The sequence below is a fragment of the Mesorhizobium argentiipisi (SeqCode) genome (assembly GCF_037179585.1).
Taxonomy (GTDB): domain Bacteria; phylum Pseudomonadota; class Alphaproteobacteria; order Rhizobiales; family Rhizobiaceae; genus Mesorhizobium; species Mesorhizobium argentiipisi.
In genome coordinates, this window is sequence record NZ_JAPYKO010000002.1 from 91,579 (window position 1) to 108,629 (window position 17,051).

Sequence of the window (17,051 nt, forward strand, 5' to 3'; positions counted from 1 at the left end):
TCGATGTCAGACCGGATCCGAGATGCGCTTGTAATGGTCCGGCCGCCGATAGAGCGCGAAGTTGAAATTCACCTTCCGGCATGTCTCGATCAGGTCGAGGTCGGCGCGATGGACGATGACGTCGTCGTCGAGCGACATCGCCTGCGCGGCGATCTCGCCGGTCGGCGCGATGATGCAGGAGCCGCCGATCAGCGCCTGGCCGTCTTCGAGACCGGCCTTGGCTGCGGCCCCGACCCAGAGCGTGTTCTGATAAGCGCCGGCCTGCATCGGCAGATGGTTGTGGAACATTCTCAGATGCGCCAACGCCGGCGCCTCGTCGAGAAGCAGCGGCGTGTTGTAGCCGAGCAACGCCACCTCGGCGCCGTTGAGGCAGAGCATGCGGTAAGTTTCCGGCCAGCGGCGGTCGTTGCAGATGGCAAGCCCGACGCGCACGCCGCGATAGTCGAACACCGGAAAGCCGAGATTGCCCGGTTCGAAGTAGCGTCGTTCGAGATGCGTGGTCGTGCCCTCCTCCGGCTCGCTCGAGCCCGGCACATGCATCTTGCGGTAACGGCCGATGAAAGCGCCATCCGGTCCGACCAGATCCATCGTGTTGAAATGGCGTGTGCGGCCCTCTTCATGCGCAAGCTCGCAATAGCCGAGCGCGAAGCCGACCTTCAGCCGCGCGGCGGCATCATAGAGCCGCTGCGTTTCCGGCCCGGGCATGGAGGCTTCGAAGAACGCATCGATCTCGGCCGGGTCGTCGATGCGCCAGCGCGGGAAGAAAGTGGTGAGCGCCATTTCCGGAAACACCGCGATCTCGGCGCCGGCGGAAGCGGCTTTCTCAAGCAGATGCACCAGCCGCCCCACCGTCTCGGCGCGGGTGGCGCTGCGCTGGATCGGTCCGGTCTGGCAAACGGCGATGGTCAGGCATCGAGCCATGGTGTCCAATCCTCGACTGGTTTTCCGGAAAGGTCCGGATCGGCGGCGGCGCGTGCCACGAAACGTCCAAAGCCCGGCTCCGCCTGCAGCTTGCCGTCGGCGACCACCGGCGTGCCCCGCACCAGCACTGTGGTCGGCTTGCCGGTGACAACCCTGCCCTCATAGGGCGTGAAATCGACGCGCGAATGCAGCGCCTTGTGTCCGAGCGTCCAGCGCGCCATCGGATCCCACAGCGCCAGGTCCGCATCGAGCCCGACGGCTATGCTGCCCTTGCGATCGGCGAAGCCATAGATCGAGGCCGCATTGCGCGAGGTGAGGTCGAGATAGCGCTCGAGTGTCAGCCGGCCGGTGAGCAGCCCTTCCGAAAACAGCAGCGGCAGGCGGGTCTCGATGCCGGGAATACCGCTCAGCGTCGTGGTGAAGGCTGGCGCTTCGGAACGGCCGATCTTGTCGGCGAAATAATACGGCGAATGGTCGGACGACCATAGATCGATGCCGCCATCGATGAGTTCACGCCACAGATGTTCGTGACTGCGCGGCGAGCGCGGAGGCGGCGAGAAGACGAAGCGCGCCGCGTCGATTGGCGGCCGGTCGAGATCGGCCGCTCCCAGGAAAAGATATTGCGGACAGGTCTCGGCGATGGCGGCCACCCCGCGCGTCTTCGCCCGTGCCACCTCCTCCGCTGACTGCCAGGACGAGACATGCACGATGGTCATCCGCGCGCCGGTCATCTCGGCAAAGGCCAGCGCGCGGTGCGTCGCCTCGCGCTCCATCGTCTCGCTGTGGGCGACGACATGATAGCGGATATCGGTGCGTCCGAGATCGATGAGCCGCTGGCGCGTGCGCCGGATCGCAGCGTCGTTCTCGGCATGGACCATGACGATCCAGCCCAGTCTTCTCGCCTTATCGAGCACTCTGAAGAACAAATCGTCGTCGACGGCAAAACCCTGATAGGTCATGAACAGCTTGACCGAGGCGATGCCGCGCCCGGCAAGCTGGTTGAGCTGGCCATCGACATCCGCGCCGGTGCCCATGGTCACCACGGCATGCAGCCCGTAGTCGATCACGGAACGCCCCGCCGCCCGCTCCAGCGCGCGGTCGATGGCGCCGACAGTCGTCATGTTCTGCCCGGGCATGCCGAACGGCACGATGCAGCTGGTGCCGCCGAAAGCGGCGGAGATCGTGCCGGAATAGAAATCATCGGCATTGCCTGCGCCGCCCCAGACGGGCTGATCGAGATGGCAGTGCGCGTCGATGCCGCCGGGCATCACCCAGCGGCCGAGGGCATCGATCGACTTCTGGCCCAACAGGCCCTTGCCGATAGCAGCGATCCGGCCATCATCGATGCCGATATCGCACTCGGCCCAGCCGTCGTCGAGCGCCACGCGCCCGTCTTTGATCACCAGCTCATGCATTGGCGTACCCCCGCCGGCCGGCTCAGCCGGCGGCCGCCGTCACCATGATCTCGACGCGATACTGGTCGCCGGCAAGCCGGGCTTCCACCGTGGCACGCACCGGCATGGCGCTCCTGTCGATCCAGGCATCCCAGGCCGTATTCATCATCTCGAAATCGGCGATGTCCCTCAGCCAGATCTGCGCGCTCAAGAGCTTCGACTTGTCGCTGCCGGCCTTGGCCAGAAGCGCGTCGATCTTGGCGAGGATTTGCTTGGTCTGGCTGGTGGTGTCGCCGGAAAGATCATCCGCGGTCAGGCCGGCCACATAGACGGTGCTGTTGTAGCGGAGCACCCGGCAGAAGCGCTGTCCGTTTTCCAGGCGTTCGATCGTCATGCTGTTCCCTTCCGCTGGTTCTCAACTTCTTGCTTTTGCCTATGGTAAGGAGGGTGCAAAACCGCTGTAAAGGCCGCCGCGCGCCGAGACGCCGCTTTCCTTAGCCGGCATGGCCAAAAAAATTGAAGCCATAGCCGCGTCAATCTTCGTTTGTGGCAATCACCGCAAAGTGTAGCTTCCGCTCGGGCTGCCGTCGGTCAACGGTGCCGCCAGGGAGCCGCCGTAGCCGCATTCATGAGGTCGATCGCTCAATCCGCGATGAGGCTTTGGCACAATGCAGAGCGCTCCCGCGCCATGCTGCCGATCATGATCGGCATATGCCTCGCTTGTATCGGCAGCGCCATGCTGACCACCGCCGTGTCGCTGCATCTCGGCAAGCCCGGCATTTCTCCTCAAGTCGTGCAGATCGTGTTGACGGCCTATCCCGTGGGCTTCCTCGTCGGATGCCTGGTCACGCGCCCGGCTGTCGCGCAATACGGACACGAGCGAACCTTCGTCGCGATCCTGGTGCTGGCGCTGCTGGCGGCCTCCGGCTTTGTCTTCACCGACTTCCTGCCGAGCTGGATCTACTTCCGCCTGCTCGGCGGCTTGGCGATGGCGTCGTTGTTCGTGGTCTGCGAAAGCTGGATCAACCTCTACGCCGAGCAGCACAATCGCGGCGCGCTGTTTTCGATCTACATGTTGACGACGGCCGTCGCCGTGCTGCTGGGACAAGTCCTGGTCGGCATGGTTGGCCCGCAATCGTCACATCTGTTCCTGGTCGCCGCCGCGACAGTGCTGCTGGCGCTGGTTTCCAAATTCATCGGCGGACGCTGGCCGGCGCTGCCGGCCGCCGATCCGGAACACGCGAGTTCAGCAAGGCCGGTCAAGCGCCTCGGCCCCTTGGCGCTGTTCCGGCTGGCGCCGGTCACGGTCGTGGCGATCTTCCAGGGCGGCATCACCAACATGAACATCTTCGTGCTGACGCCGATCTACGGGACGCAGATAGGCCTGTCGGCGGCAACGACGGTCGGGCTGGTCACGACCGTCAGCATCGCCGGCATGCTGGCGCAAACGCCCGTCGGCTGGCTGTCGGACAGGTTTGAGCGGCGCATCATATTGCTTGTCCAGGGCATCCTGTCGGTCGCGCTCTGCGCTGCGATCGCCTGGCTCGGCAATTTTTCGGTGCCATTGCTCTTCGTGCTGTTCTTCGTCTATGGCTGCACGGCGCTGACCGTCTATCCTGTGGCGATGGCCTTCGGCGCCTCGCAATTGCACAGCCGGCACATGGTCGGCGCTTCCGGCACCCTGCTCCTGCTCTATTCGATCGGCAATGTCGCGACGCCCGGCATTTCGGCCGGCTTGATGCAGCATATGGGCGCGCCGGCCATGTTCCTGCTTCTGGGCGGCGGCGCCGTGCTGGTGACGATAGCTGCCTGCTACAATCTCCTGCGCCGGCCGGTCGTCGCGCCGGCGATGCAGGCAGTCGAGGAGCGCGCCTGATGGCGAATGCAGCAACGAACCGCCTCGAAGGCAACGTCATCCTGATCGCCGGCGCTGCCAGCGGCATCGGCGCGGCAATCGCCCGCCGCTGCATCGCCGAAGGCGCAAGCGTCGTCTGCGCGGATTATGATCTCAAGCCGGCGAGCGAGCTTGCCGAAGCACTCGGCCCTGCCGCCGCCGCGTGCCGATGCGACGTGACGGCGGCTCCCTCCGCCGAAGCGGCCGTCGACTTCGCCCGGCAGGAATTCGGCCGGCTCGACGGGCTGGTGCACAATGCGGCCGCGCCGTCGACCAGCGCCACCGTCGTCGATCTCGACGAGAGCGCCTGGCGGCACGAGATCGATGTCGGCCTGACCGGCGCCTTCCTGATGAGCAAATTCGCCGTGCCGCTGATCGCCGCCGGCGGTGGCGGCTCGATCGTCTTCATCGGCTCGCAATTCGGGCGCGTCGCCACAACCAGGGCCGTCGCCTATTGCGCCGCCAAGGCCGGCCTGATCCACCTCGCCAACGCAATGGCCGTCGACCACGCAGCCGACAAGATCCGCGTCAACAGCCTCTCGCCAGGCGCCGTGGCGACGACGCGCTTGCTGCGCCGGTTTGCCGATTTCGAGGCGGCCAATGCCGGTCTCGGCCCTGCCCATCTGCTCGGCCGCATCGCTGAGCCCGACGAGATCGCCGCAGCGGCGGCTTTCCTGCTTTCCTCCGACGCGTCCTTCGTCACCGGATCCGACATGCTCGTGGATGGCGGCTATGCGACGCGCTGAGCCCGAAACCTCACTTCCGAAGGAGTTCCCATGACCCTGCTCGTCACAGGCGGCACCGGCTTTGTCATGAGCGTGGTCGCGCGCGCATGGCTGGACCGTGCCCCGCAGGCCCGTGCCGTGATCCTCGACCGGTCCGGCCTCGACGCGGCCGCCGAAAAGCATTTCGCTCCGGTGCGCGATCGGCTCACGGTGATCGCCGCCGATGTCCTCGAGCCGAAGGCATGGTCTGCGACGCTCGACAAGCAAGGCATCACGGCAATCGTCCACGGCGCGACGATCACGCCGATCTCGCGCGGCAGCGCCTCGGAGGCAAAGCGCCAGCCGGAAGCCGAGGACCCGGCCCGCATCGTTGACGTCAATCTCATGGGCACGGTGCGGATGCTGGACTGGGCGCGCGCGAGAGCGGGCCTCAAGCGCTTCATCTATGTCAGTTCCGGTTCCGTCTATCGCCACAACGGACCCGACTGGGGCAGCGAGCCGCTGCCGGAAGACGGCTATGTCGCGCCGCTGACGCTCTACGGCATCTCGAAATTCGCCTCCGAGATGGTCACCAACCGCTATGCCGACCTGTTCGGGCTGTCGGCGGTCTCGGTGCGGCTCGCTTCCGTCTACGGCCCGATGGACCGCGCCACCGAGAGCCGCAACTTTCGCCATGTTCCCAACCGCGTCGCGCATATGGCCTTGGCCGGCGAGACGATCAGGCCGAACAGCCTGGAGCCCGTCGGCGACTATGTCTCCTCGACCGACGTTGCCGCCGCGATCCTCGCGCTGATCGATGCGCCGCGCCTCAACTACCGCCACTACAATATCGGCTCCGGCTCCAGCCAGACCATCGGCGAGATCATCGGCTGGGCAAAAGAACGCGTGCCGGGGCTGAAGGCCGAGGTGACATCAGGAGAAGACGCCAACATCGTCCAGGATGTGGCGCTGAAAGGCGGCATGTGGGGCGCCTATGACATCGCCCGCATTATGCGCGACACCGCATGGCGGCCGCGTCCCGGCAAGGAAGCGTTCCACGCCTACATGGACTGGATTGCCGGCAACGAAAGCTGAGCCAAACCAAGCCGAAGGAGGACGAGATATACCGATCGATCCGCAGGAAGCGCAGCAGCCGCGTGACTTTGTCGGCTATGGCCCGCATCCGCCCTTCGTCGTCTGGCCGGGCGGCGTCAGGCTCACCGTCAACCTCGTGCTCAACTACGAGGAAGGGTCGGAGTACAACTGGCTGGAAGACGGCCGCAACGACAATTGGGGCGAGTATAATCTCACCTCGAGCCCGCCCGTGCGCGATCTCGGTACCGAGACGCATTTCGAATATGGCAGCCGCGCCGGCGTCTGGCGGCTGGCAAGGCTGTTCGACCGGTACGACATCCCCGTCACCATCTCGGCCTCCGCCGTGGCGCTGGAGCGCAACCTGCCCTTCGTCGAGTGGATGAAGAGCCGCCGCCACGACCTGCTCGGCCACGGCCTGCGCTGGATCGACTACACGACCATGGAGCGCGGCGAGGAAGAGCGCCAGCTGCACGAGGCGATCGCGCTTTACGAAAAGCTGCTGGGAAAGCGCCCGTTGGGCTGGAACTGCCGTTCGCTGCCGAGCGTCAACACGCGCGACCTTCTCGTCGAGGAGGGCGGTTTCCTCTACCACTCCGATCCCTGCAATGACGACCTGCCCTATTTCCTCGACCACCGGGGCACGGAGATCCTGGTCGTTCCCTACTCCAAGACGCTCAACGACAGCCGCTATCTCGTCGCGCCCGGCTACGGCAATCCGCGCGACTTTGCCGAGGACTGTCGCGCGGCCATCGACTATATGCTCTCCGAAGCCGACGAGACCGGCGGCCGCATGCTGACCATCGGCATTCACGCCCGCTGGACGGGCCAGCCCAACCGGGCGTCTGGCCTGCGCGAGGTGATCGAGCATGTCCAGCAAAGCGACGGCGCCGCCTTCATGCGCCGCGAGGACATCGCCCGCTTCTGGCACGCCAACCACGCCCGCTTCGAGCAGCGCGGCTGAGCGATGTTCGACACGCTGATCCGTGGTGGAACACTGGCGAACGCCGACGGGCTAAGCCGCGGCGATATCGGCATTGCTGCGGGCAAGATCGCCGCAATTATCGCGCCCGGCGAAGCCGCCGAAGCCAGCACGGTCGTCCACGCCTCTGGCAGTTTCGTGCTGCCCGGCCTTGTCGATGCGCATGCGCATCTGCGCGACCCCGGCCTGACCCATAAGGAGGATTTTTCCTCCGGCACCCACGCGGCAGCGCTCGGCGGCGTGACGACGGTGCTCGACATGCCAACCGACGAACCTTGGACCGCGACGGCTGAACAACTCGCGGACAAAATGGCCCTGGCCGGAAACCGCATCCATGTCGATGTCGGGCTCCAGGCCGTCCTCAGCCGCGACCTGTCGCTCATCCCCCACCTGCTTGACCTCGCGCCGGTGTCGTTCGAATTGTTCACCGCCGACGTGCCGGACACCTTCCTATTCGCAACGCTCGATGCCGTTGCGGAGGCGCTGAAAACGTTCGCCGGCGCCGATACGCTGATCGGCATCTCGCCCGGCGACCAGTCGATCCTGACCGGCAGCTCTGAGCGCGATCGCTCGGGCAGCATCGCCGCCTTCCTGGGCAGCCGGCCGCCGCTGGCGGAAGCCAACGGCATCGCGCGCGCCCTTGTCGCCGCCGCCTCGACCGAAGCAAAGATTCATGTCCGCCAGATCAATTCCGAACTGGGCGTCGAGACCTGGAGCCGGCTGCGCGGCATCGCCGACGCCAGTGTCGAGACCACGCCGCAGAATCTGTTCTTCACCGCCGATTATTACGAAACGCAAGGCGCCAACCTGAAAGCCTCGCCGCCCTTGCGCTCGCCGCACGATGTCGATGCGCTGCGCGCCGCGCTGGGCGCGGGCCTGATCGACATCGTCGGCACCGATCACGCCCCGCACGCGCCGGCCGAAAAGGCGGCGACTTATACTGCTTTCGCCGACATCCCGGGCGGCATGCCGGGATTGCAGACGCTGCTTCCCACCATGCTGAGGCTGGTCGACGAGGGGCTCATCGCCTTGCCCGACCTGGTGCGTATGTGCTCCCGCAATCCGGCCGAGCGCTTCGGGCTCGGCCGGCGCAAAGGCCGCATTGCCGCCGGGTACGACGCCGATCTGCTCATCCTCGACCCGCGTCGCTCCAGCATCATCGCCAATGCCGATCAGGTTTCCCGAGCGGGTTACACGCCTTTCGATGGCTGGACGGTGAAAGGGCGGCTGACAAACGTATTCCTGCGCGGTCGCGAAATCGTACTCGACGGGCGGCTGGTCGGCCCAGCGCAAGGGAAGATCGTCACCCGGGAGAGATGAACATCATGGCCCTGCTCGCCAACAAGACCGCCATCGTCACCGGAGCGAGTTCCGGCATCGGCCGCGCCATCGCGCTGAAATTCGCAGCCGAAGGCGCCAACATTGTCGTCGCCGACATGATGGGGCAGCCGATCGAGGGCGGCCAAACCACCGTCGACATGATCCGTTCGGCCGGCGGCACCGCCATTTACGTCAGGACCGACATCTCCGACTGGAATGCCGTCGACGCGCTTGTCGGCGAAACCGTCAATCGCTTCGGGCGGCTAGATGTGATGGTCAACAATGCCGCGATCTACACCAGCACCAACCTAATCGAGACCACGCCGGAACAGTGGAACCGCGTAATCGGCGTCAACCTGACCGGTTTCTTCTACTGCAACAAACGCGCCGTCACGCAGATGCTGACCCAGGCGCCGGGCAACGAGGTGCGCGGCCGCATCATCAACATCTCCTCGCAGCACGGCATGGTCGCCTGTCCCGGCGATTTTCCCTACTCCGTGAGCAAGGGCGGCATCGTGCAGATGACGCGCCAGATCGCCGTCGACCACGCCGACGACCTGATCGTCTGCAACGCCATCGCTCCGGGCAAGATCATCACCGGCAAGCCGGGCGTTGCCAACGACCCAGACGCGCTCGACTATTCGCGCCGCCGCACACCCTGGCCGCGGCTCGGGCATCCTAATGACGTGGCGGGCGCGGCGCTGTTTCTCGCCAGCGACATGGCGAGCTACGTCACCGGCATAAACCTGATGGTGGATGGCGGCTGGATGGCGGGCTGACGACTATCGGCCGGGCCGCCGCCCGGCATTCGGGACAGGAACCTTTGCGGAAACCACCCGTTGACCCTGCTGCCAGGGGGTCGACGATGTCTGGGATCCGTTGCCTTGGATGCGAAAACTGACAGAAAAGAGCGCGAAACCGCTCCCGCCGAAGAAGTGCGGGCCCAGCCCCGGTCCGATCAGCAGCAACGCCCGCCAGGCGACGACAGACCCGTCGAAGACAAGCGCGGCGACGACGAGCGGGCACAAGACACGCAGGCGAATGACAGTCCGCCGGACGACTACAGACCCGGCCTCATCAGACGCCATCCCTACATAACGGTGGTCGTCGCTGTCCTTGTTCTGTTGGTCATCGCGGCCGTGGTCATCTGGTGGATCAACGCGCGGCAGTATGAATGGACCGACGACGCCTATATCGATGCCCGCACGGTGACGGTCGCTGCGGAGATTTCCGGGCGCATCACCGAAGTCGCCGTCACCGACAACCAGCCGGTCGAGGCCGGCGCCGTGCTTCTGCGCATTGACGACAGCGACTATCAGGCCTCGCTCAAACAGGCGGAAGCCGGCGTGGTGGCGGCGCAGGCCGAGATCGCCAACGTCCAGGCCCAGACACAGGCACAGAACGCCAAGATCGATGCCGCCGAAAAGCAGGTGGCGCAGGCACAGGCGGCGCTCGAACTCGCCAAATCCGAGGACCAGCGCAACCGTGAGCTCCTGGCCAAGGGCACGGCGACGCAACAACAGGCGCAGCAGGCCGCTTCGACCTTGCGCCAGGACCAGGCGGCGCTGGACGCGGCCAATGCCAATGCCGAGGCGGCGAAAAGCCAGGTGGCGGTGCTGCAGGCTCAGGGCAAGAGCGCCGAAGCCAAGCTTCAGCAGGCCGGGGCCACCGAGAACCAGGCTAAGACCACCCTCACCCGCACGACCATCCGGGCGCCCCTCGCCGGCCATGCCACCAATATCACGGCGGCAAAAGGCACCTATGCGCAACCCGGCCAGGTGCTGATGATGTTTGTGCCCAACGACGTCTGGGTGAAGGCCAATTTCAAGGAGACGCAGCTCGACCTGATGCGGCCTGGCCAGCCCGTCGACATCGCCATCGACGCCTATCCGGAAAAGACATTCCATGGCCATGTCGACAGCGTCCAGGCCGGCAGCGGCACGGCGTTCAGCCTGCTTCCAGCCGAAAACGCCACCGGCAATTTCGTCAAGGTGGTGCAGCGCGTGCCGGTCAAGATCGTGTTCGACCAGCCGCCCGGCGTCTATCTCGGTCCCGGAATGTCGGTGGTGCCGACGGTCAAGGTACGATGAGCGATGCCGCAACAGCCCAGGGCAGCGAAAGCCGCTCCGCCGCCGGCGGGCGCAACCCCTGGCTGATCGCGATCGTCGTCTCGATCGCAACCTTCATGCTGGTGCTCGACACCTCGATCGCCAATGTCGCGCTGCGCAACATCGCGGGTAGCCTCGCCGCCGGCATGGACGAGAGCACATGGGTGATCACCACCTATCTCGTCGCCAACTCCATCATCATTCCGGTCAGCGGCTGGCTGGCCAGCGTCATCGGCCGCAAGCGCTATTATATGATCTGCGTGGCGACCTTCACGCTGGCATCGTTGCTGTGCGGGCTGGCGCCCAATCTGCCGACGCTGATCGCCTTCCGCATCCTGCAGGGGCTCGGCGGCGGCGGCATGGCCCCGAGCGAACAATCGATCCTTGCCGACACATTTCCGCCTGAGAAACGCTCCCAGGCCTTTGCGCTTTACGGCATTGCCGTGATCGTCGCGCCGACTGTGGGGCCGACCATCGGCGGCTGGCTCACCGACAATTTCTCCTGGCACTGGATCTTCTTCATCAACGTGCCGTTCGGCATCATGTCGCTGGCGCTAGTGCAATGGCTGGTGATCGAGCCCGACATTCTCGAACGCGAGCGCCGGGAACGGTTGAGCAAGGGGCTGAAGGTCGACTGGATCGGCTTCATCCTGGTGGCGATGGCGCTCGGCTGCCTCGAAGTCTTTCTCGACGAAGGCCAGCGCAACGACTGGTTCGCCTCGACCTTCATCACCACTTTCGCCGTGATCTCCGCGGTGTCGTTCCTGCTGCTTGTTCCGTGGGAGTGGACAAGGCGCGAACCGATCGTCGACATCCGCCTGCTTTTCAGCCGGCAGTTCGGCATGTCGTTCCTCGTCATGATGGCGGTGGGGGCGGTGCTCTTCAGCACCACGCAGCTTTTGCCGCAGCTGCAGCAGACGACCTTCGACTACACCGCCACCCTTTCCGGCCTGTCGATGATGCCGGGCGGCATCGCCATGCTCATGCTGATGCCGATTTCGGGCTTTGCCGCCGGTGTCGTTCAGCCGCGCTATCTCATCATGTTAGGCATGTCGGTGGTCGCGGTCGCGCTCTGGCACACGACCTCGCTGACGCCCGACGCCAGCTTCGGTTTCTTCGCCTATGCGCGCGTCTATATGATGATCGGCCTGCCGTTCCTGTTCATCCCGATCTCGACCGCCGCCTATGTCGGCCTGCCGCCGCAGAAGACCGATCAGGCGTCCTCTCTGATCAACGTCGCGCGCAACGTCGGCGGCAGCATCGGCGTGTCTCTGTCCAACACGGTAATTGCCCAGAACGCCCAGTTCCACCAGTCGGTGCTGGTCGGCCACACGGCGCAATCGAGCGACACCTATCAGCAGACGCTTCGCCAGGTGACGGACCATTTCGTCGCCGAAGGCTCGCCGCTGGCCGAGGCCAGGCAACAGGCTGTGGGTTGGATCGGCCAGGAGATCGGCCGCCAGGCTTCGCTGCTCGCTTATATCGATGTCTTCTTCTATTGCGCGATAGCCACGGCAGTGCTCGTGCCGTTCGCCCTGTTGCTCAGGCCGCCGAAGCCCGGGCCAGCCAAACAGCAGGACAGCCCCGCCGTGTGACAGAACCGCTTGCAAAAGGATGCTTGTGCGTCAATGTCGGTCGGGCGATGGTGCGGGAATCTTGGAGGGGACCATGCGCAACATCACGACATCGGCACTGCTGGCGATAGCCACCATCTATGCGACTGCTGCCAACGCCTTGGACAGCAGCAACACGCCGGTCGTCGTCACGCCTCTGGCGTCGAAGACGACCACCGCGTCCGGCCAGCCGATCACGCTGCCGCAGAAGAACGTCGAGGTGCAAGTCTCATCCTATCAGATCGCGCCGGGCGCGACGCTGCCCGTGCACAAGCACCCCTTCCCGCGCTACGCCTATGTCGAGCAAGGCACGCTCAAGGTCACCAATGTCGAGACCGGCGCCAGCAATACCTACAAGACCGGCGACTTCATCATCGAGATGATCGGCCAGTGGCATCAGGCCACCAATATCGGCGCTGATCCGGTCAAGCTTCTGGTGATCGACCAGGTCGAGCAAGGCGCCAAGAACACGATCCTGAAGCAGTAGCGGCAAGACGCGCGCTTCGAAGCGGGCGTCCTCCTCTCGATTCACCCCAGGCGCCCACCGGTTGCCGCGTGGTGGTATTCAGGCGGTTGAACGCATTGATCAGCGCGATCTGGATCACCAGGGCGGCGAGCGCCTTGTCATCATAATGGCGCGCGGCCTCGTCCCAGACGTCGTCCGGCACCGCGTCGGAACGATCGGCCAGGCGCGTCGCGGCTTCCGTCGCCGCGAGCGCGGCGCGTTCGGCTTCGTTGAAGTACGGCGTCTCCCGCCATGCCGACACGGCAAAGATCCGCTCGTCCTTCTCGCCGGCCTTCTTCAGCTCGCGCGCATGCATGTCGACGCAGACGGCGCAGGCGTTGATCTGGCTGGCGCGCAGGTGAATGAGCTTGCGCGTCACGTAAGGCACGTCGCCGGCTTCCGTCGACTTATCGAGCGCCAGCAGCGCCTGCAGCGCGCCGGGAATGAGCATCACCGGGTTCTTCAATCTTGCTTCCATCGTCGGTTTCCTCGGGTTCTTGCGGCCGGCAGGGCGTCAATCAATAACTTTCCAGTTATGAGTAGCTCATAACTTTGCAGTTATGCATTGTCAAGCGGCTTCCATGGCTGGACCGATGGTTGCGGCTTTCGCGGCGGCGCGCCCGGTGCTAGGGCTGCCCATCTCATCGAAAGCACGGATGGAAGCCGGTGGCGGACACGCAAAGACCCCTGATTGAAATCTGCGTCGAAGGCATTGACGGGCTGCTCGCCGCGCAGGCGGCCGGTGCCGACCGGGTCGAGCTCTGCGCCAGCCTGATCGAAGGCGGCATCACACCGAGCATGGGCACGGTGCGCGCCGCGCTCGAAAGCGCGACCATTCCCTTCCATGTCATCGTGCGCCCGCGCGGCGGCGACTTCCTCTACAGCGAGGCCGAATACCGCTCGATGCTCACCGATGTCGAAGCGCTGCGCGAGCTCGGCGTCGCCGGCGTCGTCGTCGGCTGCCTGACCGCCGACGGCGCCATTGACGAGGCGCGCATGAGCGCATTGGTTGAGGCCGCCGGCCCGCTCAACGTCACCTGCCACCGCGCCTTCGACATGACGCGCGATCCGGCCGAGGCGCTCGAAGCCCTGATCCGCTGCAAGGTCGGCCGCGTGCTGACCAGCGGCCAACGCGATACGGCGATTGAAGGCGTGGAGCTCCTGGCTGAGCTGGTTCGCCAGGCCGGCTCGCGCATCATCATTCTCGGCTGCGGTGCGCTCGCGCCCGACACGATCGGCGAGGTGCGCAGGCGCACGGGACTGACCGAGATGCATTTTGCGGCACTTGCCGACGTGCCGAGCGCCATGCGCTACCGCAATCCGAATGTCGGCATGGGCGGCACCGACCTCGACCGCGAATACCGCAACACGGTGACCGATCAAGCCAAGGTGGCGGCGACGATCGCGGCCGCGAGAGCCTGATGGCGCAAACGATGAGGAAGGAATTGCTGCGGATCGAACGCGTCTCGCCCGCCGACGAGCCCGCCATCCTCGCGCTCAACAACGAGCATGCGGCGGAGCTGTCCTGGCTCGAGCCGGAACGGCTTTCATTCCTGCTCGGCGAGGCTTTCTACACCCGCCGCATCGGCGCGCTCGAAGCCTTCATCCTATGCTTCGCCCAGGACGCAAGCTACGACAGCCCGAACTTCCTCTGGTTTCGCCAGCGCTATCCGCGCTTCGTCTATGTCGACCGCGTCGTCGTAGCGGCGGACGCCCGCGGCCGCGGCCATGCCCGACGGCTTTACGAGGATCTGTTCGAGCAGGCCCGGCGCGCCGGCCACACGATCGTTACATGCGAGGTCAACGCCGATCCGCCCAATCCGGCCTCCGACGCCTTCCACACAGCGCTCGGCTTCGCCGAGGTCGGCGATGCGGTGATCCACGGCGGCAAGAAGTCGGTGCGCTATTGGGCGAAGCCCATCGCCGCCTGAGCGGCGGTGCAACGCTGGCCAGGAAAACAAGCTGAAGCTAATATAGCCGCTCCGCTGCTGGGGGCGACATCATGGCGAGCAATGTCTTCCGCTTCGACGAGAGCTGGGACATCCCTGAAGGCACGCCGCAGGAGGTGTGGGACGTGCTCTCGGACGCTCAGCTTCTGCCGCTTTGGTGGGGCGATGCCTATAAAGAGGTCGAACCGCTCGACAAGAAGGGCAAGGGCGTCGTCGGCGCCCGCGCCAGGGCGAGAGCGCGCGGCGCGCTGCCTTATGAGCTGAACTTCATCATAGAGGCCGCCGAGCTCGAGCCAGGCCGGCTGGTGATGGTCAAGACCTTCGGCGACTTCGACGGGCTGTGGCGGGCAGAGCTGTCGCCGTCCGGAACGGGCACCCATGTCGACCTGGTCTGGCAGGTCACGGTCGAGAGGCCGATCCTCAAACTTCTGGCGCCGATTCTGAGACCAGCCTTCGCCTGGAACCATCGCTGGACCACGCCACGCGGCGAAGCCGGGCTCCGCCGCTACCTCGCCGCGCAACGAGCGACGAAACCTGCTTGATCACCAGTTTCGGTTGAGCCAGCCGCGGGCGGGTTTCTCGACGATGTAGTAGCTCGCGAGCGCGCAGGCGAATACGGCCGCCAGCATCGGGGTCGTCGCGCTGCCGCGCTCATCGACGAATTTGTAGAAAGGCTGCTGCCAGAGATAAAGCGAATAGGACCACAGCCCCAGCATCACCATCGGCCGCGATGACAACGGCCCTTTCAGAGTGCCGCCGGCGAAGTCGAGCGTGTTCACCGCCAGGGCCAGAAGCGGCACGGCGAGGGTATAATGCAGAGGCGTCGGTATCGGGTTGCTGAACAGCAGTACGCCGGCACCCGCGGCCGCCAGCGCCACATGGCGGCTCTTCAGCAAAGCCGGCAGGCGCCCATCGGCCTTGAGCAGGCAGATCGCGGCCGATAGCAGGATCGAGGCGATATGCACGTCCGTGCGCCAGTAGGTGGTCTCGTAGCCCATGCCGAGAACCCCGTCCGAAATGGCGCCGTTGGCCATTGCCAGCAGCGCCAGCACGACCAGCAGACGCACGACATTCGCCCTTCCGGGAACCACCACGCTGATCAGCGCCAAAAGGATATAGGAATGCTCCTCGACGCAGAGCGACCAGATATGGTCGAGCGCGCCGGCGCGAGTGATGAAGATGCCGGCGTAATTGTAGGTGAAGGTCAGCGCCGTCAGCGCCGCCTTCCACTTGAACGCGATGTAGGTGCCAGCAAGCCCGATCGAGGCGGCGATCACGAACACAAGCAGCGCAGGATAGATGCGCGAAAAGCGGCGCTTGAAGAATTTCTTCAGCGGAAAACGCTCGATGAACAGGATCTCGCCCATCAGCCGGCCGCTCAGCACGAAGAAGAACTCGACGCCGAGGACGCCGAGATTGATTCCCGGGACCGGAAAGAAATGGCCGATCAGCACCAGGGCGATCGACAGGCCGCGCCAGCCGTCGAGATAGGCAAGTCTTGCCCTGGCTTCCCTGTCGGCTGCGGCCCGCGGCAGGACAACGGACGCTGCGGAGATGTCGGTCATACCGTGCCTTCGCAACTCAAGGTCCGCATGCGAAGCGTCGCCCGCGTCCCGGACCATCTGGTATTCCCGCCGGATTTATTTTGCAGTGCGGGATAACTTTGTGCAAGCGCGAAGCTGCGATTTGGCCGGCGTTTCCGGTCAAAGCTTTGTTATGGCAGAGAAAAAGGGGCCGCTTCGGCCCCTTCTTTGATGCGCGGCGTCGCCGTTCAGGCGTTAGCCGCCGCGACGGCGCGCTTGGCCATCACCGCGATCAGATTGGCGCGGTAGTCGGCGGAGGCGTGGATGTCGCTCATCAGTCCTTCTGCCGGCACTTTGAGGCCGGCGAGCGCTGCGGTATCGAAATTCTTCGCCAGCGCCGCCTCGATTTCCTTGGAGCGGAAAACGCCATCCTCGCCGGCGCCGGTCACCGCCACCCTCACTCCGTCCTTGCTCATGCTCACGAACACGCCGACGACGGCGTAGCGCGAAGCCGGGTTGCGGAATTTCTGGTAGGCAGCCTTAGCCGGAGCGGTAAAGCTCACCGCGGTGACGATCTCGCCTTCCTTCAGCGCTGTCTCGAACAGGCCCTTGAAGAATTTGTCCGCCGCGATCTCGCGCTTGTTGGTGACGATCGTCGCGCCCAGCGCCAGCAATGCCGCCGGATAGTCGGCCGCCGGATCGTTGTTGGCGATCGAGCCGCCGATTGTGCCCTTGTGACGCACCGCCGGGTCGCCGATCAGCGATGCCATATGCGCAAGCGCCGGGCAGGCCTTCCTCAGCTTCTCGTCGCTGGAGACGTCGTAATGGGTCGTCGCGGCACCGATGGTAACCGTCTTGCCGGACACTTTGACGCCTTGCAGGTCCCTCAACCGCGACACGTCGACCAGATCGGAAGGCGACGCAAGCCGCGTCTTCATCGCGGGGATCAGCGTCATCCCGCCGGAGAGCAGCTTGGCCTCGCCGTTCTTCAGCAGCTTGGCGGCGTCGGCGACGGAAGAAGCACGATGGTAGTTGACCGAATACAT

17 protein-coding genes and 1 pseudogene are annotated in these 17,051 nt (G+C 65.0%); 12 read left to right on the forward strand and 6 right to left on the reverse strand.

Translation table 11 applies throughout. The features are described 5' to 3' along the window. Window positions 1-6 precede the first annotated feature (6 nt). From O7A05_RS03365 to O7A05_RS03375, 3 genes are read right to left on the reverse strand one after another with little or no spacing between them, the layout of a single operon-like run. Window positions 7-921, reverse strand: coding sequence for a nitrilase-related carbon-nitrogen hydrolase (locus tag O7A05_RS03365; RefSeq protein ID WP_337091537.1), 915 nt, complete (start codon window positions 919-921; stop codon window positions 7-9). Continuing rightward, a complete protein-coding gene (gene hydA / locus O7A05_RS03370; RefSeq protein WP_337091539.1) occupies window positions 906-2,336 on the reverse strand; it encodes a dihydropyrimidinase in 1,431 nt (476 codons plus the stop codon). The genes O7A05_RS03365 and hydA overlap by 16 nt, the downstream gene beginning before the upstream one ends. Window positions 2,337-2,358: 22 nt before the next feature. Continuing rightward, window positions 2,359-2,709, reverse strand: coding sequence for a RidA family protein (locus O7A05_RS03375; protein WP_337091540.1), 351 nt, complete (start codon window positions 2,707-2,709; stop codon window positions 2,359-2,361). A gap of 294 nt (window positions 2,710-3,003) precedes the next feature. Here O7A05_RS03375 and O7A05_RS03380 point away from each other — a divergent pair, with 294 nt between their 5' ends. From O7A05_RS03380 to O7A05_RS03420, 9 genes are all read left to right on the forward strand, one after another. Beyond that, entirely contained in the window at window positions 3,004-4,191 is a 1,188-nt protein-coding gene (locus O7A05_RS03380; RefSeq protein ID WP_337091541.1) for an MFS transporter, read from the forward strand. Further along, window positions 4,191-4,955, forward strand: a complete 765-nt coding sequence (locus O7A05_RS03385; RefSeq protein WP_337091543.1) for an SDR family NAD(P)-dependent oxidoreductase — start codon at window positions 4,191-4,193, stop codon at window positions 4,953-4,955. Before O7A05_RS03380 ends, O7A05_RS03385 begins: the two co-directional genes overlap by 1 nt. 30 nt (window positions 4,956-4,985) lie before the next feature. Beyond that, window positions 4,986-6,008 (forward strand): NAD-dependent epimerase/dehydratase family protein, encoded by a 1,023-nt coding sequence (locus O7A05_RS03390; RefSeq protein WP_337091544.1) that lies wholly within the window; start codon window positions 4,986-4,988, stop codon window positions 6,006-6,008. Window positions 6,009-6,042: 34 nt separating this feature from the next. Beyond that, the gene (locus O7A05_RS03395; RefSeq protein ID WP_337091963.1) at window positions 6,043-6,969 is read left to right on the forward strand and encodes a polysaccharide deacetylase family protein; all 927 of its coding nucleotides are present in this window, start codon (window positions 6,043-6,045) and stop codon (window positions 6,967-6,969) included. 3 nt (window positions 6,970-6,972) lie between these two features. Continuing rightward, a complete protein-coding gene (locus tag O7A05_RS03400; RefSeq protein WP_337091546.1) occupies window positions 6,973-8,307 on the forward strand; it encodes a dihydroorotase in 1,335 nt (444 codons plus the stop codon). Between the two features lie 5 nt (window positions 8,308-8,312). Further along, on the forward strand, window positions 8,313-9,086 hold the full coding sequence (locus tag O7A05_RS03405; protein ID WP_337091964.1) for an SDR family NAD(P)-dependent oxidoreductase: 774 nt from the start codon (window positions 8,313-8,315) through the stop codon (window positions 9,084-9,086). Between the two features lie 105 nt (window positions 9,087-9,191). Next, window positions 9,192-10,397: an HlyD family secretion protein gene (locus O7A05_RS03410; protein WP_337091547.1), complete on the forward strand. Its 1,206-nt coding sequence runs from the start codon at window positions 9,192-9,194 to the stop codon at window positions 10,395-10,397. Beyond that, window positions 10,394-12,010, forward strand: a complete 1,617-nt coding sequence (locus O7A05_RS03415) for a DHA2 family efflux MFS transporter permease subunit (protein ID WP_337091548.1) — start codon at window positions 10,394-10,396, stop codon at window positions 12,008-12,010. The genes O7A05_RS03410 and O7A05_RS03415 overlap by 4 nt, the downstream gene beginning before the upstream one ends. Before the next feature lie 73 nt (window positions 12,011-12,083). Further along, complete coding sequence (locus tag O7A05_RS03420; protein WP_337091549.1) at window positions 12,084-12,515, forward strand: cupin domain-containing protein; 432 nt, start codon at window positions 12,084-12,086, stop codon at window positions 12,513-12,515. Between the two features lie 46 nt (window positions 12,516-12,561). Here O7A05_RS03420 and O7A05_RS03425 read toward each other — a convergent pair. Then, window positions 12,562-13,011: pseudogene (locus tag O7A05_RS03425) on the reverse strand (carboxymuconolactone decarboxylase family protein); the annotation flags it as partial. Between the two features lie 188 nt (window positions 13,012-13,199). On the opposite strand from O7A05_RS03425, the gene O7A05_RS03430 reads away from it, so the two are divergent. The 3 genes from O7A05_RS03430 (at window position 13,200) to O7A05_RS03440 (ending at window position 15,024) form a co-directional block, all read left to right on the forward strand. Continuing rightward, the gene (locus O7A05_RS03430; protein ID WP_337091550.1) at window positions 13,200-13,955 is read left to right on the forward strand and encodes a copper homeostasis protein CutC; all 756 of its coding nucleotides are present in this window, start codon (window positions 13,200-13,202) and stop codon (window positions 13,953-13,955) included. After that, a complete protein-coding gene (locus O7A05_RS03435) occupies window positions 13,955-14,464 on the forward strand; it encodes a GNAT family N-acetyltransferase (protein ID WP_337091551.1) in 510 nt (169 codons plus the stop codon). The genes O7A05_RS03430 and O7A05_RS03435 overlap by 1 nt, the downstream gene beginning before the upstream one ends. A gap of 71 nt (window positions 14,465-14,535) precedes the next feature. Further along, window positions 14,536-15,024: an SRPBCC family protein gene (locus tag O7A05_RS03440; protein ID WP_337091552.1), complete on the forward strand. Its 489-nt coding sequence runs from the start codon at window positions 14,536-14,538 to the stop codon at window positions 15,022-15,024. Here the strand turns inward: O7A05_RS03440 and O7A05_RS03445 are convergent, their stop codons facing one another. Further along, window positions 15,025-16,047, reverse strand: coding sequence for an acyltransferase family protein (locus tag O7A05_RS03445; RefSeq protein WP_337091553.1), 1,023 nt, complete (start codon window positions 16,045-16,047; stop codon window positions 15,025-15,027). A gap of 206 nt (window positions 16,048-16,253) precedes the next feature. Further along, a complete protein-coding gene (locus tag O7A05_RS03450) occupies window positions 16,254-17,051 on the reverse strand; it encodes an FAD binding domain-containing protein (protein ID WP_337091554.1) in 798 nt (265 codons plus the stop codon).